Source organism: Streptomyces purpurogeneiscleroticus, from assembly GCF_020024005.1.
In the GTDB taxonomy this organism is placed as follows: domain Bacteria; phylum Actinomycetota; class Actinomycetes; order Streptomycetales; family Streptomycetaceae; genus Streptomyces; species Streptomyces purpurogeneiscleroticus.
Genome location: NZ_NHSG01000332.1, coordinates 1 through 23,438, shown reverse-complemented (window position 1 = coordinate 23,438; position 23,438 = coordinate 1). Strand labels below are relative to the sequence as shown.

The window sequence follows — 23,438 nt, the reverse complement described above, 5'->3', positions numbered from 1 at the left end:
ACGCTCCTTGCCGACGGCGGGCCTGCACCGTGCCGCGTGACGGCCTCGGCCTGCTCTTCACAGGGCCGACTCCTTCCCATTCCGCCCCCGATCCGGCCGAGTTGCGTCACCCGCAGCGGGTGACCGGGTGCCTCTGCGATCATGGAACGGAAGCCCCTGCACGACTCTCCCCGACCCGTAAGGAGCGGCATGGACATCGGCGTCTTCATCCCCATCGGCAACAACGGCTGGCTCATATCGAAGAGCTCTCCGCAGTACATGCCGACCTTCGAGCTGAACAAGGCATTAGTGCAGAAGGCCGAGGAGCACGGGCTCGACTTCGCCCTGTCGATGATCAAGCTCAAGGGCTTCGGGGGCGAGACGGAGTTCTGGGACCACTGTCTCGAGTCGTTCACGCTGATGGCCGGGCTGGCCGCGGTGACCGAGCGGATCAAGCTGTACGCCTCCACGCCGATCCTCGCCCTGCACCCGGCGATGGTCGCGCGGATGGCCGTCACGGTGGACTCCATCGCTCCCGGGCGGTTCGGGGTCAACATCGTCACCGGCTGGGCGCCGGGTGAGTACACGCAGATGGGCCTGTGGCCCGGCGACGAGCATTTCGGCAACCGCTACGCACGGGCCGCCGAGTACGTCAGTGTCATGAAGGAGCTGTGGAGCGAGGGCGTCAGCGACTTCAAGGGCGAGTTCTACGAGATGGACGGCTGCGTGCTGTCGCCGCGGCCGGAGAACGGTCATATCGACATCGTCGCCGCCGGTCAGAGCAGTACCGGAATGCGGTTCGCCGCCGAGCACGCCGACTACAACTTCATTCTGGGCAGCGGGGTCAACACCCCGCTCGCGCTGTCGGACACCACCGCCGCGCTCGTGGACGCGGCGGAGGCGACGGGGCGCGATGTCGGGGCACTGCCGCTGTTCATGGTCATCGCCGACGAGACCGACGAGGCCGCCCGCGCGAAGTGGCAGGACTATCACGACCACGCCGATCTCGCCGCGCTGGCGTACATGGCGGGGGAGACGGCCGCGGACGCGACGGACGACGACTCGGCCACCGCCCGGACCATCTCGTTGCCCGAAGGCGCCGTGAACTTCAACATGGGCACGCTCGTCGGCTCGTACGAGACCGTGGCGAGGATGCTGGACGAGATCGCCGAGGTCCCCGGGACCAAGGGGATCATGCTGGTCTTCGACGACTTCCTCGAAGGAATGGAGAACTTCGGCACGCGCATTCAGCCGCTGATGAAGTCACGTTCGGAGCGTTCGGAGCGGTCGGAGCGGTCGGAGCGGTCCGGGTGGTCGGTGGAGACGTCGTGAGTCAGAGCCGGTAGATCTGTCCCGTCTGCGCCCCCTCCACCGACCGCACGTACGCCTGGGCGACACGGTCCGCGGACACCGAGCCCATGCCGGGGAAGTAGTCGCCGTAGCTGTCCAGGGACTCGGTGACGACGTTGGGGGAGACCGCGTTCACCCGCTGCGGGGCGATCTCGATCGCGGCGGCGCGGACGAAGGACTCGACGGCCCCGTTGGCCATGGAAGCGGCGGCGCCGGTGCGGATCGGCTCGTGGGTGAGTACGCCGGTGATCAGCGTGAAGGAGCCGCGCTCGGCTACGTGAGCGAGGCCCTGGCGGACCAGCTCGATCTGGGAGAGCGCCTTGCCGGTGAAGGCGGCCTGCCAGCAGTCGGGGCCGAGTTCGGCCAGCGGCTTGAACGGCGCCGAGCCGGCCGCGCCGACCACCGCGTCCAGCGGTCCGGCCGCCTCGTAGAGTGCGGTGATCTGCGCCGGGTCGGTGATGTCGAAGCGCAGGTCGCCCGAGGTACGGCCGACCGTTCGGACCTTGTGGCCGCGGTCGGTGAGGGTCCGGTGCACGGCGCTGCCGAGGGTGCCGCTCGCGCCGATCAGGAGGATGTTCTGCTGCCGGTTCGTCATGGCGGTCACGCTAGGCGGGCACCGCAGGGCCGGGGAAATGCCGTCTGCGCACTGCTTATGCTTGTCGGCTATGAATGTGGAGCTGCGTCATCTGCGGGCCCTGGCGGCGATCGGCGACGAGGGCACCCTGACGGGAGCCGCCCACACGCTGCACATCACCCAGCCCGCGCTCTCGCGCACCCTTGCCCAGCTCGAACAGCGCCTCGGCGTACGGCTGGTGGAGCGCACGACGCGCAGCCTGCGGCTGACCGAGCCGGGGACGAGGCTGTGGGAGAACGCGCACCGGATCCTCGGCCAGCTCGACGACGCCCTCGCCGACGCCGCCGGGCAGGCCGCGCCGCGCCCCCTGCGGCTGGCCTTCGCCTGGGCGGCGCTGGGCAGCCACACCGTGCCGCTGCTGCGCGCCTGGCGCGAGCGGTGTCCCGAAGTTCCGGTGCAGATCCGGCGGGCCGACGATCCGGCGGCGCTGCTCCGCCGCGGCGAGGCGGACCTGGCGTTCCTGCGGCTGCGTCCGGCGCCGGGCGACCCGCATGTGGTGCATCGCGCGCTGGCCCGTGAGCGCCGGATGGCCGCCGTGCCGGTGGGGCATCCGCTCGCGGACCGCGCGGAGGTGGATCTCGCGGAGCTGGGTACGGAGACGGTGGCGTTGTGTGCGACGGCCGCGACGACCAGCGCCGAGCTGTGGCCGGCGGGGCGGCGGCCGCGCACGGTGACCGTGCCGGGTGTGGACGAGTGGCTGACGACGATCGCGACCGGTGCGGCGGTCGGCGTGACGGCGGAGGGCACCGTGTACCAGCACCCGCATCCCGGCGTGCAGTACCTGCCGGTGCGCGACGCCGACCCGGTCACTGTCCACCTGGCCTGGCACGCGCGCCCGGCCCATCCGGCGGTCGATGCCTTCCGTCGGCACACGGAGCGGCACGTCTGGGAGAGCGGCCGACCCGCTTCCGCCGCCCTGTGACTCCGGCCCGGAGCCGGGCGGCGGGCACCCGGCCAGCAACTCGACCGCGCCGTCGCGGAGGATTACCCGCAGGTCCACGAGCCGCCGTCTCCGGCCGCCCCGGGCGACGAGCACTTGCGGCGAAATGACGATGCGTTCAGTCATGCGCGGCGGGCGGAATGAGCACCAGCTTTCCGGGGTGTTTCTTGCCGAGGAAGTCTTCCTGCGCGCGAGCAATGTCCGCGAGGGGGTACGTGCGAGAGACAACCGGCCGCACTTCGCCGCGTTCGATGTATCCGATGAGATTCTCGAATACTTCGTCCTCTTGGAACGTGCAGCCGAAGAGCGAAAGGTCCTTGAGATACAGCGTGCGCAGATCGATCTCCGCGAGCGGCCCTCCGATGGCGCCGGCGATGGCGTACCGCCCACCGGGGCGCAACAGTTCCAGCAACCGCGGCACCTGGGAGCCGCCCACGAGATCGATCACCACGTCGAGAGAGCCTGCGCCGAGGACGCCGACCAGGTCCGCGCCGCGATCAATGGTCCGATCAGCGCCCTGTGCCTTGACATCGGCAGCCTTCGCCGCCGAACACACGGCAATCACCGTCGCGCCCCGCCTCTTCGCGAGCTGCACAGCGGCGAGGCCCACGCCCCCTGAGGCCCCGGTCACCAGTACGCGCTCCGGCCCCACAGCGGCCCGGTGCAGCATGCCCTCCGCCGTGGAATAGGCACACGGCACAGCCGCGAGTTCCGCGTCGCTCCAGTCGCTGTGCACGGCATAGGTGTCCCGCGACGGAGCGACCGCGAACTGCGCGAACCCTCCGTCGCATTCGCTGCCGAAGGTCCAGCACTCGAACGGCCGGTACTCGACGGGCGTGCGCAGCATGTTCCGTACGAGGACTCGTTCGCCGATGCGCTCGCGCGGCACTCCCTCACCGGCCTCGACGATTCGGCCGCAGACGTCCGCACCCTGGATCCGCGGGAATTCGAGCGCCGTACCCGACCAGGTGGCGTCCACCTTGTCGACGGTGTCAAAACCGACTGCTCCGCCCTTTCCGGTCTCGGCGGTAACGGCCTTGGAATACCACCCGATCCGCGTATTGATGTCGGTGTTGTTGATCCCGGCGGCAGCGACCTGGATGAGCACCTCACCCGGCTCGGGGCGAGGAACGGGTACGTCCGTCCGGTACTGGAGCATTTCGATCCCGCCATGGCCCGTGAGGAGGACGGCGGTCATTGTGCTCGGCAACAAAATTCGGGTTCCCTTCACTTCTCCGCAGGGGAAGCCTGCGTCATGCGTCGATCACCAGATGGTCCCGCGGTTTCGAGCAGCAGAGCAGGATCTTATTGTTGGCGATTTCCCGGGGGCGGATACCGCCGTTGTGCTGCATGTCGACCGAGCCGGCGAGCAATGTGGTCTTGCATGTGCCGCACATGCCCCGCGTGCACGAGGCCGGCAGGGTGAGGCCCGCGCGGGACGCGGCGGCGAGGACGGGGGTGCCCGCGTCGCAGTCGATCGTGCGCCCGCTGCGGGCGAACTCGACCTTGTACCCCTGGCCGGACTGCACGGACTGCACGGACTGCACGGACTGCACGGACTGCACGGACTGCACGGACTGCACGGACTGCACGGTGTCGTGCTCGGGGACGGCCGGCTCTTCGAAAGTGAAGCTCTCCTCGTGGTAGCGGGCCATGTCGAAGCCCTCCGTGGAGAGCATGCGTCGCACCGCTTCCATGTAGCCGACGGGCCCGCAGGTAAACACCTCGCGGTCGAGGAAGTCCGGGGCGACCTCCCGGAGCATTTCCGTATGCAGCTGCTCGCCGCGGTCGTCGAGGACGTGGACCACACGGAAGTGGGGTGCGGTGGCCGCGATGAATTCGAGTTCGCGACGGAAGATGATGTCGTCGAAGGTGCGGGCGCTGTGGACGAACACCACATCAACGGGGTGCGCCAGGTCGTACAGCGTCCGGGTCATCGACATCATGGGCGTCACACCACTGCCCGCCGAGAGGAAGAGGTACTTCGGCGCCGGGTGCCGGACGAGGGAGAACCGGCCGAGCGGGCCCCGCGCCCGCACGGTGGTGCCCGGGGTCAGATGGTCGTGGAGCCAGTTGGAGACCAGTCCGCCCGGGACTCGTTTCACCGTGATCGTCACGAGGTCGGGGCGGGTGGGCGGTGAGGAGATGGTGTAGCAGCGCTCGACGGGACGGCCGTCGATGTCGAGTACGAGGGTGAGGAACTGGCCGGGGTCGTGCCGGAACAGCCGGGGCTCGGTGGGTTCGAAGACGAAGGTCCGGACGTCGGCGGTGACGTCGTGGACCTGCTTGCACACCAGCATCCCGTCGCCCCAGGCGGGCGGGAGGCTCCCGGTCGTCATCGCCGCTGTCGTCATCATCGCTCCAGGGGTGCCTTCATGTCCGTCTTCAGGTATGCCGTCAGCCGGGTGATGTACCAGTTGACGAAGTCCTCGACCTGGGATTCTGTCGGGCTGTAGGGGCCGGGCACGTAAGCGGGGCTGTTGATGCCCTGGTGGGCGCGGGCGACGAAGGCCGCGTCCTGTTCGTTGGTGGCAGCCCATACGTGGGTCAGGGAGTCGACGTCGTAGTCGACGCCCTCCACGGCGTCGGCGTGCACCAGCCAGGTGGTCCGTACGAGGGTGCGGTCCGGCGCGAGCGGGATGACGGAGAAGGTGACCGCGTGGTCCGCCGCGAAGTGGAACCAGGCGTTGGGCTGCAGATGGAAGCCGAGGCGGCCGAGGCGGGCCGTGGGGAAGTCGGCCAGCAGCCGCTTGACCGCGGCCTTGCCGTCCGCGGTGAAGGACTCACCGGCGAGGTCGAGCGGTTCGCGCTGGATACGGAAGCCAGTGGGACGGTTGTCCAGTTCCTCGATCGTCGCGTAGGGCAGGCCCAGCGATTCGTAGGTCGCGTGTGCCTCCGCTTCGGCCCGCAGGAAGCGCTCGTAGGTCGGGCGGAGGGCCGGCGGGACGGTCTCCTCCGTGAAGTTGTAGAGGGGGAAGTAGCAGCGCTGGAGCTCGGGGTGGCCGGCGCAGTGGTAACACTCCCGGTTGTTCTCCATCGTGAGCTTCCAGTTGGCGTGCTCGACGAGGTCGATCTGCTGCGCGACCTTCGCGTGCCGCAGGTTGTGCGGGGCGATGTAGGGCTCGACGCGCTGTGCCATCTCATCGAAGTCGGCGGGCGGCTGCGCGGCGAGGCAGAGGAAGACGAGGCCGGCGACGGTGCGGACATGCACGGCCCTGAGGCCGAAGCACGAGGGGTCGAAGCCGGGCGCCTGCGACTCGGCGTGCAGCAGCGTGCCGTCCACGCCGTACGTCCAGTGGTGGTAACCGCAAACGATGTTGCCCACGGAGCCGCGTTCCTCGTTGAGGATGCGTGCGCCCCGGTGCCGGCAGACGTTGTGGAAAGCCCGCACTTCCTCGTCGTCGTCGCGGACGATGATGACGGAGTACGGCCCCACGGTGACCGTGATGTAGTCGCCGGACTCGGGGAGTTCGGCCTCCGCGGCGGCGAAGAGCCAGCTGCGGGCGAAGACGGCTTCGATGTCGAGGCCGAAGAACTCGTCGCTGAGGTAGAAGGGCGCTTCGAGGCTGTGGCCGACGGCGCGTCGGGCGACGAGGTCGGCGGCGCTCGTGACAGGCGTGGGTGCGTTCATCTCATCTCTCCCAGGTCTCGTCGGCTCCGTCAGACCGGCAGGCACAGCCGCAGGGCGTCGTAGACGGCGGCGTGGATGTTGCGGCTGGTGACCGCGTCACCGATGCGGAACAGCTGGTACCGGCCCGTGTCGTTGCGTACGACCGTCTGTTCCTCGTGCGCGAGCAGGGCGCGGTGGTCGACCTCACCGAGGTTGCGGGAGCCGGGCAGCAGGTCGGTGTACAGCTCGTCGTTGGGGAGAGTGCCGTGCTCGACCACGACGTGGTCGACGACCCGTTCGGTCTCGGCCTCGGTGTACTCGCTGTACAGGGTCGCGGTGAGGCGCCCGTCCCCGCTGCGGCGCACGGAGCGCAGCCGCTGGGCGAGGGTGGTGGCGACGCCGTGCACGGTGAATGCCTTCAGATACGCGGGCGAGTTCATGCTGCCGACGTCCGGTGCCAGCGTGCGTTCCGGTGTGACGTAGTGCAGCCGGGCGCCGGCCGGGGCCAGCAGTTCCACGGCGTCCATCGCCGGATAGCCGCCGTGGTCGTCGTAGACCAGTACCTCCCCGGCACTCCGGGGCCGCAGCGAGCCGGACATCACGTCCCATGTGTCGGCGACCAGGTCCTCGCCCTCGGTGAGGAAGGACCGGTTGGGCAGCCCTCCGGTGGCGACGATGACGAGGTCGGGGTGTTCGGCGAGTACGTCCGGGGCCTCGGCATACGCCCCCAGGCGCAGGTCGACACCGAGGTGTTTGCACTCGGCGACCCGCCAGTCGACGATGCCGAGCAGGTCGCGGCGGCGGGGGTTCTGTGCGGCGAGCCGCACCTGGCCGCCGGGCTCGTCGCTCGCCTCGAACAGCACGACGTCGTGGCCGCGTTCGCCCAGGACACGGGCGGCTTCGAGTCCGGCCGGTCCGGCCCCGACGATCACCGCCTTCCTGCGGCGGCCGAGGGCAGGGGTGATGGTGTGGGGCACTTGGAGTTCGCGTCCGGTGGCCGGATTGTGGATGCACTTGGTATCGCCGGAGTCGTAGATCGCGTCCAGGCAGTAACTCGCCCCGACGCAGGGCCGGATGCGGTCCTCCCGACCGGAAGCGATCTTGGCCACCAGATGCGGATCGGCGATCTGGGCCCGGGTCATGCCGACGAGGTCCAGCAGCCCTTCGCGAATGGCGTACCGCGCGGTGGCCACGTCCGCGATGCGGGCCGCGTGCATCACCGGGATGTCCAGGCGGCGCCTGACCTCGCCGGTGAACTCCAGGTACGGCGCGGACGGCGTACCCATGGACGGGATCGTCTTCGCCAGGGAGGCGTCGCTTTCGATGGTGCCGCGGATGGCGCTGATGAAGTCGATGCCGTCGGCGCTGAATTGCTCCGCCGCTGCCAACGCCTCGTCGGGGGGCAGGCCGCCGGGGAGGGCTTCGTCGAGTGCCATCCGGATACCGACGACGAAGTCCGGGCCGACGGCCTCGCGTACGGCGCGGATCACCCGGCGGGGGAAGGCCATACGGTTTTCCGGGCTGCCACCGAGTTCGTCGTCGCGCCGGTTCGTCGCGGGCGACAGGAAGCTGTCGAGGAAGTGGCCGTAGGACTGGAGCTCGATGCCGTCCAGCCCGCCCGCCCGGCAGCGCTGTGCCGCGGCGACATAGTCGGCGAGGATGCGGTCGAGGTCCCAGGGCTCGGCGGCCTTGGGGAACGCCCGGTGCGCGGGCTCGCGCAGCGGTGACGCGGACACCACCGGCAGCCAGTCACCGGAGTAATTGCCGGTACGCCGTCCGAGATGGGTGACCTGGCACATCACGGCCGCGCCCGCGCCGTGCACATCGTCGGCGAGCCTGCGCAGCCACGGCACGATCTCGTCCCGGTACAACAGCAGATTGCCGAACGAGGGCGGGCTGTCCGGGGAGACGACCGCGGAGCCGCCGATCATCGTCAGGCCGACCCCGCCGCGTGCCTTTTCGAGGTGGTAGGCCCGGTAGCGGTCCTTGGGCAGGCCGTCCTCCCCGAACGCCGGTTCGTGGGAGGTGCTGACCACCCGGTTGCGCAGGGTGAGGTGCTTCAGCCGGAAGGGCTGGAGCAGGGGATCCATGGTCATGGTCTGTGCGCGCACAACCGCTCCTAGGGAAGCTCTGTGGCTGGCTGACGACGACTGGCCTCGTTTCGCAATGCGAAACAGATACGCTATGCGAGACAAATGTGCGGCCTGAGCGTCCCCGTCGTCAACCCCTTCCGCAGGGTGATCGACCGTGCTGCGGTCAGCCGCGCCTGAGGTAGCCCTTACGCCACGAGATCTTGTCGCCGGCCTCGATGAGCTGCTCGGCGAGCCGGGGAATCGTGTGGTCGTTGATGCGGAACGTCGGACCGGAGATGGTCACGGCGGCGATCACTTGCCCGTTCAGGGACCTGATGGGGGCCGAGAGGGCGGCCAGCCCGATCTCGTGCTCCTCGCTCGTGGCGCCGTAACCCAGTTCACGGACGGTCTGCAGCTCCTCCTTGAGGAGCGCCGGGTCCGTGATGGTGTGCGGGGTGAACTTCTCCAGTGGCTGCGCGAGGATCTCGGCGGCCTCGTCCTGGGGCATGTGCGCCAGGAAGACCTTGCCCGCGGAGGTCGCGTGGATGGGCGTGCGCTTGCCGACCCAGTCGATGCTGGTGATGGCCGCGCTGCTGATCACCTGGTCCACGCTGATGATCGATTGCCCGTCGTGCACCACCACGTTCACCGTCTCGCCGACGGCCGCGGCGAGCTCCTGGCAGATCGGACGGCTCAGCAGCGACAGATCGCTTCCCTTGGTCGCCCCGCCCGCGAGCTCCACCACGGTGTAGCCGATGCGGTACCGCCCGCGCTCGCTGTCCTGCTCGACGAGGCCCCGGGCCTCAAGGGTGGCGAGCAGCCGGAACACGGTCGACTTGTGGACCCCCAGGGCCTCCGCGATGTCGGTGACGCCGGACGGACCCTGTACGGCCAGTACTTGCAGAATCGAGACGGCTCGATCCACCGACTGCACCGACGTGTCGCGCGCCCGACCCTTGCTGCTCATGCCGGAAGCCTATCCGAGCAGCCTGGCCGGGCCTCGGGCCCTGTCGGCGCGCGGCCGGGGGCGCCCTGTACTCCGTGTACGGGCGTTCGGTTAACCTGGCTGTGCCGGGTGGTTCTGGTGGGAGACTTTGCCCGGAATGTCCCAGGTGCAGCGGCACTCTGCGCCGGGCTCGGGGACCGGTGCCGCCCCCGCACGGGCGCAGGGACGGAACCGGCAGAACAGACCGCAGGTGAGACATGGAGACCAGGCTCGTACGCGCGGCGCCGAAGGCGAGGCGTCGTGGATAAGGTCGCGCTCACGGCCGCCGGTCTCTACGTCATCGTGCTGCTGCGAGCCGGCGGGACGTTCGCCGTCGGGTGGCTCGCCGGTGCCGGTGCACGGCGCGGCAGGCTCGCCGGGCGGATCTCCTCGGCCAAGTTCCAACGTGCCGAGCGGGCGATCCAGCGGTGGGGCGCCCCGGTGGTGGCCGTCTCCTTCCTGACCGTCGGCTTCCAGACCGCCGCCAACTTCCTCGCCGGAAGCATGCGCATGCCCCTGTCGCGCTACCTCCCCGCGCTGTTCGTGGGGGGAGCGGGCTGGGCGCTGGTCTACGCGACCGCCGGGCTCGGCGCACTCGAAATGCTCACCAGACTGTTCGCCGAGCACACGGCCCTCGGCGTGGCCGCGGTCGCCGCCCTGCTCCTCGCGGTGTGCGGTGTCGTGGTGTACCGGAGAAGAAGCACCGCGTCGGAGCCCCGGGAGGCCGCGGCCGAAGACGCCTGAAGGTGTCCGGATCGGCGCTCACCGAGCAAGTGGGGGCTCTGAAGAATGGAGCTCCCCTCGGGGATGCCAGCGAGCCGTCGCACCGGCACTGCAGGAGGATCGGTCATGCCCGAAACCGGCGAGCAGCCGCGCTCGGAAGCGTGGAAAACCGCGCTCACCGTGCTGCAGGAGGCCACCCCGCCCGCCATCCCGGAGGGCGCGCACGTGATGACCGTACAGATCGAGTATCCGCCCGGCGACCCGGGCGCTCCGCCGCACCGCCACTCCGGACCGGCCTTCGGCTATGTGCTGGAGGGCGAGATGCGTTTCGAGCTGGAGGGCGAGCCGGAGCGGATCGTCCGCGCCGGCGAAACGTTCTGGGAGCCGGGCGGCGACGTCATCCACTACCAGGACGGCAACAGCCGCACCGACACGCGTCTGCGCTTCCTCGTCACCATGCTCTGCGTGCCGGAACAGCCCATGCTCGTCCTGGTCGATGACGACGAACTGAAGCGGCGTGCGCACCTGCGCGCACCCCGGCCGTCCTGACGAACGTCCGCCCCCGGCAAGGAGCACGCGACGTGAAGATCGTGGTCATCGGAGGCACCGGCCTCATCGGCAGCAAAGTGGTCGGCAAGCTCAACGACCGCGGGCACGAGGCGGTGCCCGCCGCGCCCGGCACGGGCGTCAACACCCTCACCGGCGAGGGCCTCGCCACCGCACTGGCCGGGGCGGAAGTGGTCGTGGACGTCGCCAACTCGCCCTCCTTCGAGCCTTCGGCCGTACTGGACTTCTTCACCACCTCCACCCGCAACCTGCTGGCTGCTGAACAGACGGCAGGCGTCGCGCACCACCTGGCGCTGTCGATCGTCGGCATCGACGACCTGCCCGACAACGGCTACTTCCGGGCGAAGGTGGCCCAGGAACAGCTGATCAAACAGGGGCCGATCCCTTACACGATCGTCCGCGCGACGCAGTTCTTCGAATTCATCAAGGGCATCGCCGACACCGCCACCGAGGGCGACACCGTGCGCGTACCGCCCGTGCTCTGCCGGCCCATGGCGGCCGACGATGTCGCCGAAGCAGTGTCCAGGGCCGCCGTCGAAGCCCCGTTGAAGGGCACCATCGAGGTGGCCGGACCCCAGCAGTTCCGCTTCGACGAGCTCATCGCCGAAGCGCTGCGCGCCTGGCACGACCCGCGCACCGTCGTCCCCGACCCGCACGCCCGCTACTTCGGTTCCGAGCTGGCCGAGCGCAGTCTCGTCCCCGACGACGGCCGCGCCCGCCCGGCCGCAACCCACTTCGACGACTGGCTGCGCCGCTCTTCCTGAAGCCGCTCCTCCTGAGTACGACACGCGAGGTCGACGAACGCCTGGGCGGCCGGCGCCAGTGGGCCCGACCGCCACACCAGCCTGCCGCGCCGCAGCAACCGCGGGCGGGTGGACAGCATCCGGGCTCCGCGGAGGGCGGCGTCGGCGGCCATTGATGTCGTCAGCAGGGCCGCTCCGGCGCCGGCGAGCACCAGTGGCACGATCATCGCCCGGTGCGCCGTTTCCACCACGATCCGCGGTGTGGTGTCGGCTTTGGCGCACACCTCGTCGAGGGTGTCCCGGGTGGCCGTTCCCGGCGGTGTGACGATGAGGTCGAGCGCGGCCAGTTCCCGCAGGCCGATGGTGCTCGGCTGCGGATGGGGGTGGTCCGGCGGCAGCACCACATGCATCTCCTGCTCGGGGAGTTCGGTCCCGCACAGGTCCGAAGCGGCCGCCGTTGCCTCCACGGAAGCGTCCACCAGCCCCAGTTCACACTGGCCGGTGCGCACCATCTGCACGACCTCGGAGCTCCGCTCCGGGTCGATGACACGCACGGTGACCTTGGGATGGGCGGTGTGGAAACGGCCCAGCATGTCGGCCAGCGGGTCGACCGCCAGGGTGGTCTGAGAGACGATGTCCAGCCGCCCGCCGCTGAGACCGAGCACCTCGCGCACCGACGAAGTGGCCGTGGACAGGTCGCGCAGCACCCGGAGGGCAGGCCCCACGAGCGCCTCGCCCGCCGAGGTGAGGGCGACGCCGTGCGGCAGGCGGTGGAAAAGGCTGCCTCCCAGTTCGCGTTCCAGCGCCCGGATCGAGTGGGAGAGCGACGGCTGTGCGACGTGGAGGGCGTGCGCGGCCGCGGTGAAGCCACGGTGTTCGACGACGGCGACGAAGTACTCCAGCTGGCGTCGTTCCACTGTCTTCCCATCGTCGTGACAGCCCTCTGTTTACGGCCCGGGGTCAAGCCGCGTCCAGAGCACACCGGAAACCCACGTTGCCGATGGCCGAATCCGGGGTCAGCCCTTGCCGTGCGGCGACACGGTACCGACGGCAGTAGGACTCGTGACAGAGGTAGGAGCCGCCCTTGGCGACGCGCTCCGGCCGGTGCGGCGACGGATGCGAGCCGCCGGCGCGCGACGCGAAACGGTCCGCGCACCACTCCCAGACGTTGCCGGTCGTGTTGTACAGGCCGAACCCGTTCGGCTCGAAGGCGGTCACCGGGCAGGTGCCGTACCGGCCATCGGCTTCGGTGTTGTGCGCGGGGAAGTCGCCCTGCCACACGTTCATCCGGTGCTGCCCGCCCGGTGCGAGTTCATCGCCCCAGGGGAACACCTTGCCGTGCAGGCCCCCTCGGGCGGCCCGTTCCCACTCCGCCTCCGTGGGCAGCCGCTTGCCGGCCCAGGCGCAGTAGGCACGGGCGTCGTGCCAGTCGAGGTGGACGACGGGATGGTCCGGCCGGCCGGCCACGGTGGAGTGCGGCCCTTCCGGGTGCCGCCAGTCGGCGCCCTCGACCTGGCGCCACCACGGCGCGCTCACCACGCCGCGGGTGGGCGGGAAGTCGTCCGGGAGCAGACCGGCGAAGACGAACGACCAGCCGATCCGCTCGGCACCGGTGCGGTATCCCGTTTCCGCGGTGAACCGGCCGAAGTCCGCGTTGGACACCGCGCAGGCATCGATCCAGAAGGCGTCGACCTGCACTGTCCGGACCGGGCCCTCGCCATCGGCGGGGTAGGCGAGTGCGTCCTCGCTGCCCATGAGGAACGTACCGGCGGGCACCGCCACCATGCCCTCGGTCGTCGCCCGGCGGGAGGATTCCGGAGCCGGTGGGCGGACCGTGGCCCGCCCACCGCCGCCGGAAGCACCACCGCCGGACGGTGCGCAGCAGCTCACTGTGCCCCCATCACACGCCGGTGCAGTCCGCCGTCGCACTCGGCCGGGTCGGTGGCCTCGGCGTCCAGGTCGATGCGTACGGAGTGGATCGTCCCGGTGAACTCGTTGTCGATGACCGGGTAGTCGTCGGTCACCGGTGTACTCAGATCCACTCCGACGTTCAGCGTCTCGTCGAAGGAGAAGTAGTACGGAATGGTCTGCTCGACCCGCCCGGTCGCCTGCTTCTCACCGTCCACCACGAGCACGGCGGTCCCGCCCTTACCGAGACCTCCGCCGTCGTAGTCGAACTCCAGCCGCACCTCGTGCCGCCCCGGTCCCAACGCCGCCCCACTGCGCACGGTGTACAGGTGCATCCCGAAGTAGTTGTAGACATAGGACGGCTTGCCGTCCGCCACGTACAGGGACCAGCCGCCGAACCGGCCGCCCTGTGCGACGAGCACGCCATCGGCCACTGCCACCGTGTCCGGTACGTCGATGTCGGCGGTGATGCTGTGCGAGCGGTTCTTGACGTTGGGTGTGGTCTCCTCGGTGAACCGCCGCATCCCGCCGCGGTAGGTCACGGACGTCCGGTCGCCGAGCAGGTCGATGCGTCCGGCCACGGCGGGGTTCTCCCGCTCGGTGACGCGGTCGTCCAGCGGGAAGACCTGGTACTTCGCCGCTTCGATCAGGAACAGATCCTGCAACTCCCGCAATTTATCCGGGTATTCGGCGGCGAGATCGTGTGCCTGGCTCCAGTCGTTGTTCAGGTCGTACAGTTCCCAGATGTCGTCGGCGAACCGACGGCCGTGCGTCGGTACCATCTCCCACGGCACGCCGTGGCGGGTGACCGCCATCCATCCCTCGTGGTAAATGCCGCGATTGCCGCACATCTCGAAGTACTGCGTCCGGTGCCGCTCGGGCGCGTGCGGATCGGCGAGCGTCTCCCGCATGCTCGTTCCCTCGATGGGCTGTTGCGGTACCCCGTCGACGCTGAACGGCGCCGGGACGCCCACACAGTCCAGTACCGTCGGCAGCACATCGATCACGTGGGTGAACTGGTGCCGGAGCCCACCGCGCTCGGCACCCCCGCGCGGCCAGTGCAGGATCATGCCGTCCCGGGTGCCGCCGAGATGCGAGGCGACCTGCTTGGTCCACTGGTAGGGCGTGTTCAGGGCCAGCGCCCAGCCGGCCGGGGCGATCGGATAGCTGCGGGGGCCGCCGATCTCGTCGATGTGCTCGATCATCTCGTCCGGGTCGTCCACGACACCGTGCCCCAGCCGGTGCTCGACGACCGTTCCTTCGATCCCGCCCTCCCCCGAAGCGCCGTTGTCACCGAGGATGTAGAGGAACAGTGTGTTGTCCAGCTCGCCGAGCTCTTCCAGCGCGGCGGTGAACCTGCCGACCTGCACATCGGCATGTTCGGTGAACCCGGCGAAGGTCTCCATGAACCGGGCCGCGAGGCGCCGCTGATTCTCGGTGAGATCGTCCCAATGCGGCACGCCCTCGGCCCAGTTGGCGAGTTCCGTGTCCTCGGGGACGACGCCGAGTTTCTTCTGCCGCTGCAGGGTGATTTCCCGTTGCCGGTCCCAGCCGTGGTCGAAGCGGCCGCGGTACTTCTCCTGCCATTCGGGGCCGACGTGCAGGGGAGCGTGCGCGGCACCGAGCGCGAGGTAGGTGAAGAACGGCCGGTCGGGGGTCAGTGTGCGCTGCGTGCGCACCCACTCGATGGCGTGGTCGACGAGGTCCTCGGTGAGGTGGTAACCGTCCTCGGGACGGCGGTCCGGCTCGACCGGGGTGGTGCCCCGGTACAGCAACGGGTACCAGTGATTCATCTCGGCGCCCATGAAACCGTAGAAGGTGTCGAAGCCTTCGCCGGTCGGCCAGCGGTCGAACGGTCCGACCGCGCTGATCTCGCGCGGCGGCGTCTGGTGCCATTTGCCGAACGCCGCGGTGCTGTAGCCGTTGCCCTGCAGTATCTGGGCTGTCGTCGCCGCACTCCGCGGCCGGAATCCGTTGTACCCGGGCGCCGCGGTGGCCATCTCGGTGGTGCCGCCCATGCCGACCGAGTGGTGATTGCGCCCCGTCAGCAGGGCCTGCCGAGTCGGCGAGCACAGCGCCGTCACATGAAAACGGGTGTAACGCAGGCCGTTGTCGGCGAGTTTCTCGGCGGTCGGCATCTCACAAGGCCCGCCGAATGCGCTGGAAGTGCCAAAACCGAGGTCGTCGACCAGCACGATCACCACGTTCGGGGCATTCTCCGGGGGAGGCACCGGACCGACAGGAGTGAAAGGCGCCTCCTGGTCGTGCACGTCCAGCACGGTGGTCAGCGGCGGACGCGCATCGGGCCGGGGGAGTACGTGCCGTCCGGCGTCGAACTCGGTCATGTGCCTCTCCTTCTACAGATTTCCGGGGAGTCGGTGACCTGCGGTGCAAGTAAAGTGACAGCCGCTACCGGCCCGGTCAACCGCGCGGCGGAAAACCGTCGGAACGCATTATGAATGCAGGCAGTAGAAATCTTTTATACCGCCAGCGGAGGCGCCGACAGGGTGCGCCGGAGCGGTCTGCCGCCCCGTTTGATTGCGGTTGCCTTGTTGACCGCGCGCGGCGGGAATGCCACTTTCGATTTCCATCGATGCCGATGAAAGAGCCTGGAAAATTCGAAGAAATTCGAGGAGCCCGATGTGAAGATCGATGTGATCGAAGAAGCGCCAGTGGGCGCTTTCCACCGCAAGCTGCTCGTGGCCTGCTGCGGCGGGCCGTTGCTCGATGGCTACCTGCTCAGCATCGTCGGCGTCGCGCTCGGCGACATCACCCGGGATCTGGAGTTGAGCGGCTCCACCGCCGCGCTGATCGGTGTCGCCGCGATCGTCGGCATGTTCTTCGGCGGACTGCTGATCGGCCCGCTGGCCGATGTCGTCGGCCGGCGGACGATGTACACCATCGACCTCGCCACGCTGTTCGTCGCCTCGCTGGCGTCCCTCGTCACCACCGAGCCATGGCAGATCGTCGCCCTGCGCTTCCTGATCGGCTTCGCGATCGGCGCCGACTACCCGATCGCGACGGCGCTGCTCACCGAGTGGTGTCCGCGCCGGCAGCGCGTCCGTGCCATGGGATGGGTCATCATGGCCTGGTACTTCGGTGCGATGGCCGCGTACGTGGTCGGCTACCTCATCACGCTCGCCGTCCCCGAGGGCGGCTGGCGCTGGATGCTCGCCAGCTCCGCCGTCCTCAGCGCGATCGTGCTCGCCCTGCGGCACGGCACCCCCGAGTCGCCGCGGTGGCTCATCGACAAGGGTCGCGTCGACGAGGCACGCGAGCTGATCCGGTCCGTCCTCGGGGCGGACGTCAGCCGGGAGCAGCTGCTGACCGCCCGTACGGAGGGCATCCGGCGCGGCAGCATCCGCGCCCTCTTCCGCGGGGTCTACCTGCGGCGCCTGCTGTTCGTTTCGCTCTTCTACACCTGCCAGGTGGTCCCGATGTGGGCCATCTATGTCTTCGGCCCGCAGCTGCTCGGCGCGTTCGGGTTCGACGCGCTCACGATCGGCACCGTGGGCTCGGCGCTGGTGAGCCTGCTGTTCCTGGTGGGCTGCATACCGGCGATGCGGCTGCTGGAGTCCGTGGGCCGCCGCCCGATGATCACGTGGTCCTTCGGGCTGATGACACTTCCCCTGCTGGTCCTGGGGCTGTGGAACGACGCGCCCGTCGCGGTGGTGCTCGGCTGCTTCTCGCTGTACGCCTTCTTCGCCGGAGCGCCGGGCATCCTGGAATGGCTCTACCCCAACGAGCTGTTCCCCACCTCGATCCGGGCCACCGCGGTGGGCATGGTGGTGGCGCTCAGCAAGATCGGAGCCGCCGTCGGCACCTACCTGGTGCCGATGTCGCTGGTGCACTGGGGAGTGTCCGGAACGATGTACGCCGGGGTGGCGATCACCGCGGTCGGACTGGTCGCATGCATCGCCTGGGCCGAGGAGACCCGCGGCCGGACCCTGGAGGACGCCGCGGGCGACGGCGGCCCCACCCGGCCGTCCGTGACTGCGGCTACGAAGGACGACCCCGACCCACTGGCCGCACCCGGCGCGCATCGCGCCTCCTGAACACCCCTGTCACCGAATCAAATTTACTGGCACAGGACATTCCCGGCTGCTCCCCGGACGACGGGGAGTGGCCACCTGTGTTCACCGGGCCTTCGGGGCGGCCGGGCGTGGTTCACGGCCGTCCCGGCGCGCCGGCCCGCAGACCGGCCATCACGAGGTCCAGAAGGCGGGTGGCGCGGGACTCCCAGTCGCCGTGGGCGCCGATCTGCCAGAGGCCGGCGATGGCGAGCAGGAAGTCGTCGGGGGTCACCCCGGGGCGGATGGTGCCGGCCTCCTCATTCGCGCTCAGCAGGAGCGTGACGGCCGAGGTCAGCGGGGCGTGCCCCAGGCCGGCCAGGCTGCCCTGGGAGCAGGTGGCCTTGCGCATCGCGTCGGCCAGGCCGGCCTTGGCCATCGCGTACTGGGCAAGGCGGCTCATCCACTCCCGCAGCGCCTGGTCCGGCGGACGGGTTTCGAGCAGCTGGGCCGCGGCGTCGGCGACCTGCTGCATCTCGTAGCGGTAGACCTCCAGGACGAGCGCCTCGCGGTTCGGGAAGTTCCGGTAGAAGGTCCCCTGCCCGACGCCCGCCTTCTTCGCGATCGTGCTCAGCGGGGCGTCCGCCGAGCGCGTCAGTTCGGCCAGTGCCACTTCCAGGATGCGCTCGCGATTCCGTTGCGCGTCCGAGCGCAGTGGTGGGTCGTTCGGCTGCTGCACTCGTCCTCCTTCCGAGAACCGCGGACGGATTCACCGCCGGGCGGGCCTTGCTAAGCGGACAGCTGTCCGATAGGTTCCATGGTTGCGGACAGTTGTCCGCTTAGACTCACCATAGCGGCAGATTACGGGGGAGTGGACGCCCGGTGGTGACCGAGACCGGTTCAGAGCCTGCGTGACGGGACTGTACGGCCCTCCGCCCGGCCGAGCCCGCCATTCGTGCCCCGCGCCTCGTCGCCCACCACGTACCCCGCACGACACACCGATACTCACCGCGCACCACACACGCGAAAGAAGGCTGTTCATGGCCACACCGACGTCCAGCGCCTCGACGTCCAGCGCCATCACCTTGCACGTCAACGGAGAGAAGTACACGCTGCCCGTCGACCACCGCACCACCCTGCTCGACGCGCTGCGCGAGCGGCTCGATCTGACAGGTACGAAGAAGGGGTGCGACCAGGGGCAGTGCGGCGCCTGCACGGTGCTGCTCGACGGGCGGCGGGCCGTGTCCTGTCTGCAGCTCGCGGTGGCCGCCGAGGGGCGCGAGATCACCACCATCGAAGGCGTGGCCGACGGCGACCAACTGCACCCGGTACAGCAGGCGTTCGTCGACCTCGACGGTTACCAGTGCGGCTACTGCACGCCGGGCCAGATCTGTTCGGCCCTCGCCGTGATCGAGGAGCACGCGGCGGGCTGGCCGAGCGCCGTCACCGACGACGTGCGGCCCGAAGCGGGACCGCCGCCGCTCACCGCAGACGAGATCCGGGAACGGATGAGCGGCAACCTGTGCCGCTGCGGTGCGTATGTGTCCATCGTCCAGGCGGTCGCGCGCGCGGCCGGAGTGGAGGCCGCGGTATGAAGGAATTCGGTTACCAGCGCGTCCTCGACGTCCCCGGCGCGGTCGCGCTGCTCGGCGCCGAGCCCGACGCGCGCTACCTCGGCGGCGGCACCAACCTCGTCGACCTGATGAAGACCGGCGTGGAGCGCCCCGGGCTGCTCATCGACGTACGGGACCTGCCCCTCGACCGCATCGAGGCGACGGACGACGGCGGTCTGCACATCGGTGCGACGGTCACCAACAGCGACCTCGCGGCGCACCCCGAAGTACGGCGCCGTTACCCGGCGTTGGCGCAGGCCGTACTGGCCGGCGCCTCGGGCCAGCTGCGCAACATGGCGACGGTCGGCGGAAATCTGCTCCAGCGCACCCGCTGCGGCTACTTCACCGACACCGCCAAGCCCTGCAACAAGCGTGTCCCCGGCAGCGGTTGCCCCGCCATCGAGGGCGAGCACCACAACCACGCGATCCTCGGCGCCTCCGCGCACTGCGTGGCCACCCACCCCTCGGACATGGGGGTGGCGCTCAGCGCGTTCGACGCGGTGGTGACGTACGAAACCGCCGACGGCAAGGACGAGTTGCCGCTCTCGGAGTTCTACCTCCCCGTGGGCGACACCCCGCATCTGGAGACCGCCCTGCCGGCCGGCGCGCTGATCACCGGCGTCACCCTGCCCCCGGCGCCGGTCGCCGCCGTCTCGCGGTACCGCAAGGTGCGCGAGCGCGCGTCCTACGCCTTCGCGATCGGCTCGGTCGCCGCCGCCCTCGACGTGCAGGAGGACGGCACCGTACGCGAAGTACGCCTCGCCTTCGGCGCCGTGGCGTCCCGGCCGTGGCGTGCGCTGACGGCCGAGCGGCAGCTGACCGGTGGTCCCGCGACCGCCGAAGCCTTCGCCGCCGCGGCGGACGCCGAGCTGGCGGCCGCCGAGCCGCTGCCCGACAACGGATACAAGGTGACACTGATGCGCAACCTCGTCACAGCCGTACTGACTGAGCTCGCCGAGGAGGCCGCCCGATGACCACGATGACCGGAACCCCGGCGGTGACGGGCGCCGTGGGCACCGCGCACACGCGCATCGAGGGCGTCGCCAAGGTCACCGGCGCCGCACGCTACGCGGGGGAGATCCCCTACGCCGAACTCGCCCACGGCTGGCTGGTGCTCTCCACCGTCGCCCGCGGCCGCATCCGCTCCGTCGGCGCCGACGCCGTACTGGCCATGCCCGGCGTGCTGTCCGTCCTGCACCACGGCAACGCGCCGCGCCTCGACACCGACTACGTGGGGCTGCTCGGAAAGCCCGACCCGACCCTCGCCGTCTTCCAGGACGACCGCGTGCCGTACCTGGGCTGGCCGGTAGCGCTGGTTGTCGCCGAGACCTCCGAGCAGGCCAGGGAGGCCGCGGAGGCGCTGGTGGTGGAGTACGACGAAAAACCGCACGACATCGCGTTCGCCGCCGGCCGGGACGGTACGTACACGCCGGAGAACTCCGCGGTGGAGAAGGGGGACGTCGAGGCCGAACTCGCCGCCTCCGCCGTCGTCCTGGACGCGGAGTACACCACGCCCGAAGAGCACCACTCGATGCTGGAGCCGCACGCGGCGATGGCGCGCTGGGAGGACGGCCGGCTCGAGGTCGTCGACTCCAACCAGGGCACCATGTGGGTGGCGGACGAGCTCGCGAAGCTGTTCTCCCTCGACCCGGCCTCGGTGCGGGTGCGGTCCGAACACGTCGGCGGCGGCTTCGGATCCAAGGGAATCCGCGCGCACCAGGTGTGCGCGGTGATGGCCGCGACCACGCTCCAGCGTCCGGTACGCGTCGTACTGACCCGCCGTCAGATGTTCTCGCTCACCGGCTACCGCAGCCCCACGGTGCAGCGGATCCGGCTCGGCGCCGACGCCGACGGGCGGCTGCGCGCGTTCGCCCACGAGGCGCAGAACCTCACGTCGACCGTGCACGAATTCATCGAGCCGAGCGCCAACGTGGGGCGCTCGATGTACGCCTCCGACGCGCACCACTCCGTCAACCGCGTCGTACGCCTCGATGTGCCCACCCCGACCTTCATGCGCGCGCCGGGCGAGGCGCCGGGCTCCTTCGCGATGGAGTGCGCGCTCGACGAACTCGCCGAGAAGTGCGGCGTCGACCCGATCGCGCTGCGGGTCCGCAACGAACCGGACGCGGGCCCCGTCTCCGGCCTGCCGTTCAGCAGCCGCAACCTGCTCGCCTGCTTCGAGGAGGGCGCCCGCCGGTTCGGCTGGGCCGACCGCGACCCGCGCCCCGGCGTGCGCCGCGAAGGGCGCTGGCTGCTGGGTACGGGCGTGGCGGCGGCCTCGTTCCCCTCGGGCGCCGGCCCGTCCACCGCTGCCGTCACGGCGGAGGCGGACGGCACCTTCACGGTACGGATCAACGCGGCGGACATCGGCACCGGTGCCCGCACCGCGCTGACCCAGATCGCCGCTGACGCGCTGCAGGTGGAGACCGGCCGCGTCCGCACGCGGATCGCGGACAGCGACTTCGGCCCGGCGTGGATCGCGGGCGGCTCGATGGGCACCCGCTCCTGGGCCTGGGCGGTCACGGCCGCGGCGAAGGACCTGCGGGAGCAGCTCGCGCTGGGCGGCACCATCCCGCCCGAGGGCATCACGGTACGGTCGGACACCTCGGAGGCCCTCGCCGCGCTGGCCCAGAAGGAGCGGTACTCCTTCGGGGCACAGTTCGCCGAGACCGCGGTGGACGTCACGACCGGCGAGGTCCGCGTGCGCCGGATGCTCGGCATCTTCGCCGCGGGCCGCATCGTCAACCCGCTGACCGCGCGCAGCCAGCTCATCGGCGGGATGACCTGGGGCCTGTCCATGGCGCTGCACGAGGAAGCGGTACGGGACGCGGCCTCCGGCGGCCACGTAGGCGCCGACCTCGCGGGCTACCACGTTGCCGCCAACGCCGATGTGCCACTCATCGAGGCCGACTGGGTCGAGGACACGGACGCGGACGACCCGGTCGGGATCAAGGGCGTCGGCGAGATCGGCATCGTGGGAGCCGCCGCGGCCATCGCCAACGCGGTCTGGCACGCGACCGGTGTACGCCATCGCCACCTGCCGATCCGCCCGGACCGCGTCCTGCTGGCGGGCGCCGCCGTGCCGGCCGGTGCGGGTGCTGGTGCCGGGGCCGGTGCCGAGGGCCCGGATGCTTGACATCGCCGCCGAGCTGGACCGGTGGATGCGTGAGGACCGCGCGTTCGCCGTGGCGAGCGTCGTGGCCGTGGGCGGCAGCGCGCCGCGCCGGCCCGGCGCCGCCCTCGCCGTCGACAGCGAGGGCACGGCGATCGGCTCGGTCTCCGGCGGCTGCGTGGAAGGCGCCGTGTACGACCTGTGCGTCCAGGCCCTCCAGGACGGCACGACGGTACGCGAACGCTTCGGCTACAGCGACGAGGACGCCTTCGCCGTCGGCCTGACCTGCGGCGGAGTCATCGAGGTCCTGGTCACACCGGTACCCGCCGACGCGCCGGACAGGACGGTCCTCGCGGCCGCCCTGTCCGGCGCGGCCCGGGGCGAGCCGACGGCCCTGGCCCGCGTGGCCGCGGGCCCACCGGAACTACTGGGCAGGGCCCTCCTGGTCCACCCGGACGGCTCGTACGAGGGCGGTGCGGAGGGCGGTCTCGGCGGACCGGCGGAGCTGGACCGCACGGCCGCCGCCGAAGCCCGCGCCATGCTCGACGTGGGCCGCACCGGCACCCTCGACCTCTCCGAGGACGGCTCCCACTGCCCGGGCGGCGTCACACTCTTCGTCGAATCGAGCGTCCCGCCGCCCCGCATGATCGTCTTCGGTGCCATCGACTTCGCCGCGGCACTCGTCCGCACGGGCAAGTTCCTCGGCTACCACGTGACCGTGTGCGACGCACGCGCCGTCTTCGCCACACGGGCCCGTTTCCCCGAGGCCGACGACATCGTGGTCGACTGGCCGCACCGCTACCTCGAACGCACCGGCACCGACGACCGCACGGTCCTGTGCGTACTCACCCACGACGCCAAATTCGACGTCCCCCTGCTGACGACGGCCCTGCGGCGACCTGCCGCGTTCATCGGCGCGATGGGCTCGCGCCGCACCCACGAGGACCGCAACCGCCGCCTCCGCGAAGCCGGCCTCACCGACCACGACCTCGCCCGCCTCCACTCCCCGATCGGCCTCGACCTCGGCGCCCGCACCCCCGAAGAAACCGCCCTCTCCATCGCAGCAGAAATCATCGCCACCCGGCACGGGGGGACGGGGGTACCACTGACGGGGGCTCGGTTCCCGATCCACGGTGGTGAACGCCCCGCCCGCACCGCTCACTGACTCACCGACTCACCACGTATCCACGAA

At 70.2% G+C, this 23,438-nt stretch carries 20 protein-coding genes; 10 read left to right on the top strand and 10 right to left on the bottom strand.

The genetic code is table 11. The annotated features are described in order from the left end of the window. Nucleotides 1-189 precede the first annotated feature (189 nt). The gene (gene rutA / locus CCS38_RS21915) at nucleotides 190-1,311 is read left to right on the top strand and encodes a pyrimidine utilization protein A (RefSeq protein WP_223735011.1); all 1,122 of its coding nucleotides are present in this window, start codon (nucleotides 190-192) and stop codon (nucleotides 1,309-1,311) included. A 1-nt stretch (nucleotide 1,312) separates the two neighbouring features. On the opposite strand, the gene CCS38_RS21910 is transcribed toward rutA, so the two are convergent. After that, nucleotides 1,313-1,924, bottom strand: coding sequence for a short chain dehydrogenase (locus CCS38_RS21910; protein ID WP_223735010.1), 612 nt, complete (start codon nucleotides 1,922-1,924; stop codon nucleotides 1,313-1,315). 70 nt (nucleotides 1,925-1,994) lie between these two features. On the opposite strand from CCS38_RS21910, the gene CCS38_RS21905 reads away from it, so the two are divergent. Beyond that, a complete protein-coding gene (locus tag CCS38_RS21905) occupies nucleotides 1,995-2,885 on the top strand; it encodes a LysR family transcriptional regulator (protein ID WP_223735009.1) in 891 nt (296 codons plus the stop codon). 136 nt (nucleotides 2,886-3,021) lie between these two features. Here the strand turns inward: CCS38_RS21905 and CCS38_RS21900 are convergent, their stop codons facing one another. From CCS38_RS21900 to CCS38_RS21880, 5 genes are all read right to left on the bottom strand, one after another. Continuing rightward, nucleotides 3,022-4,101: an alcohol dehydrogenase family protein gene (locus CCS38_RS21900; RefSeq protein ID WP_223735008.1), complete on the bottom strand. Its 1,080-nt coding sequence runs from the start codon at nucleotides 4,099-4,101 to the stop codon at nucleotides 3,022-3,024. Nucleotides 4,102-4,156: 55 nt separating this feature from the next. Further along, nucleotides 4,157-5,260, bottom strand: a complete 1,104-nt coding sequence (locus tag CCS38_RS21895; RefSeq protein WP_223735007.1) for an FAD-binding oxidoreductase — start codon at nucleotides 5,258-5,260, stop codon at nucleotides 4,157-4,159. Continuing rightward, the gene (locus CCS38_RS21890) at nucleotides 5,257-6,534 is read right to left on the bottom strand and encodes an aromatic ring-hydroxylating oxygenase subunit alpha (protein WP_223735006.1); all 1,278 of its coding nucleotides are present in this window, start codon (nucleotides 6,532-6,534) and stop codon (nucleotides 5,257-5,259) included. Before CCS38_RS21890 ends, CCS38_RS21895 begins: the two co-directional genes overlap by 4 nt. Before the next feature lie 29 nt (nucleotides 6,535-6,563). Next, a complete protein-coding gene (locus CCS38_RS21885) occupies nucleotides 6,564-8,624 on the bottom strand; it encodes an NADH:flavin oxidoreductase (protein ID WP_223735005.1) in 2,061 nt (686 codons plus the stop codon). A gap of 145 nt (nucleotides 8,625-8,769) precedes the next feature. Then, nucleotides 8,770-9,552: an IclR family transcriptional regulator gene (locus tag CCS38_RS21880; RefSeq protein WP_223735004.1), complete on the bottom strand. Its 783-nt coding sequence runs from the start codon at nucleotides 9,550-9,552 to the stop codon at nucleotides 8,770-8,772. Between the two features lie 279 nt (nucleotides 9,553-9,831). On the opposite strand from CCS38_RS21880, the gene CCS38_RS21875 reads away from it, so the two are divergent. From CCS38_RS21875 to CCS38_RS21865, 3 genes are all read left to right on the top strand, one after another. Beyond that, entirely contained in the window at nucleotides 9,832-10,314 is a 483-nt protein-coding gene (locus tag CCS38_RS21875; RefSeq protein WP_223735003.1) for a DedA family protein, read from the top strand. 105 nt (nucleotides 10,315-10,419) lie between these two features. Next, nucleotides 10,420-10,842 (top strand): cupin domain-containing protein, encoded by a 423-nt coding sequence (locus CCS38_RS21870; RefSeq protein ID WP_223735002.1) that lies wholly within the window; start codon nucleotides 10,420-10,422, stop codon nucleotides 10,840-10,842. 32 nt (nucleotides 10,843-10,874) lie between these two features. Continuing rightward, nucleotides 10,875-11,624, top strand: coding sequence for an SDR family oxidoreductase (locus CCS38_RS21865; protein WP_223735001.1), 750 nt, complete (start codon nucleotides 10,875-10,877; stop codon nucleotides 11,622-11,624). On the opposite strand, the gene CCS38_RS21860 is transcribed toward CCS38_RS21865, so the two are convergent. From CCS38_RS21860 to CCS38_RS21850, 3 genes are read right to left on the bottom strand one after another with little or no spacing between them, the layout of a single operon-like run. Next, complete coding sequence (locus CCS38_RS21860; RefSeq protein WP_223735000.1) at nucleotides 11,522-12,520, bottom strand: LysR family transcriptional regulator; 999 nt, start codon at nucleotides 12,518-12,520, stop codon at nucleotides 11,522-11,524. The genes CCS38_RS21865 and CCS38_RS21860 overlap by 103 nt on opposite strands. Nucleotides 12,521-12,563: 43 nt before the next feature. Further along, nucleotides 12,564-13,532, bottom strand: a complete 969-nt coding sequence (locus tag CCS38_RS21855; RefSeq protein ID WP_504740351.1) for a formylglycine-generating enzyme family protein — start codon at nucleotides 13,530-13,532, stop codon at nucleotides 12,564-12,566. Then, a complete protein-coding gene (locus CCS38_RS21850; RefSeq protein WP_223734998.1) occupies nucleotides 13,490-15,856 on the bottom strand; it encodes an arylsulfatase in 2,367 nt (788 codons plus the stop codon). The genes CCS38_RS21855 and CCS38_RS21850 overlap by 43 nt, the downstream gene beginning before the upstream one ends. Before the next feature lie 297 nt (nucleotides 15,857-16,153). On the opposite strand from CCS38_RS21850, the gene CCS38_RS21845 reads away from it, so the two are divergent. Beyond that, a complete protein-coding gene (locus CCS38_RS21845; RefSeq protein WP_223734997.1) occupies nucleotides 16,154-17,566 on the top strand; it encodes an MFS transporter in 1,413 nt (470 codons plus the stop codon). Between the two features lie 112 nt (nucleotides 17,567-17,678). On the opposite strand, the gene CCS38_RS21840 is transcribed toward CCS38_RS21845, so the two are convergent. Further along, on the bottom strand, nucleotides 17,679-18,260 hold the full coding sequence (locus CCS38_RS21840; RefSeq protein ID WP_223734996.1) for a TetR/AcrR family transcriptional regulator: 582 nt from the start codon (nucleotides 18,258-18,260) through the stop codon (nucleotides 17,679-17,681). 301 nt (nucleotides 18,261-18,561) lie between these two features. On the opposite strand from CCS38_RS21840, the gene CCS38_RS21835 reads away from it, so the two are divergent. The 4 genes from CCS38_RS21835 to CCS38_RS21820 are packed head-to-tail and all read left to right on the top strand — an operon-like array spanning nucleotide 18,562 to nucleotide 23,411. Beyond that, on the top strand, nucleotides 18,562-19,116 hold the full coding sequence (locus tag CCS38_RS21835; protein ID WP_223734995.1) for a 2Fe-2S iron-sulfur cluster-binding protein: 555 nt from the start codon (nucleotides 18,562-18,564) through the stop codon (nucleotides 19,114-19,116). Next, on the top strand, nucleotides 19,113-20,108 hold the full coding sequence (locus CCS38_RS21830; protein ID WP_223734994.1) for an FAD binding domain-containing protein: 996 nt from the start codon (nucleotides 19,113-19,115) through the stop codon (nucleotides 20,106-20,108). Before CCS38_RS21835 ends, CCS38_RS21830 begins: the two co-directional genes overlap by 4 nt. Next, the gene (locus CCS38_RS21825) at nucleotides 20,105-22,270 is read left to right on the top strand and encodes a xanthine dehydrogenase family protein molybdopterin-binding subunit (protein WP_223734993.1); all 2,166 of its coding nucleotides are present in this window, start codon (nucleotides 20,105-20,107) and stop codon (nucleotides 22,268-22,270) included. Before CCS38_RS21830 ends, CCS38_RS21825 begins: the two co-directional genes overlap by 4 nt. Then, nucleotides 22,263-23,411, top strand: coding sequence for an XdhC family protein (locus CCS38_RS21820; protein ID WP_223734992.1), 1,149 nt, complete (start codon nucleotides 22,263-22,265; stop codon nucleotides 23,409-23,411). The genes CCS38_RS21825 and CCS38_RS21820 overlap by 8 nt, the downstream gene beginning before the upstream one ends. Nucleotides 23,412-23,438 lie beyond the last annotated feature (27 nt).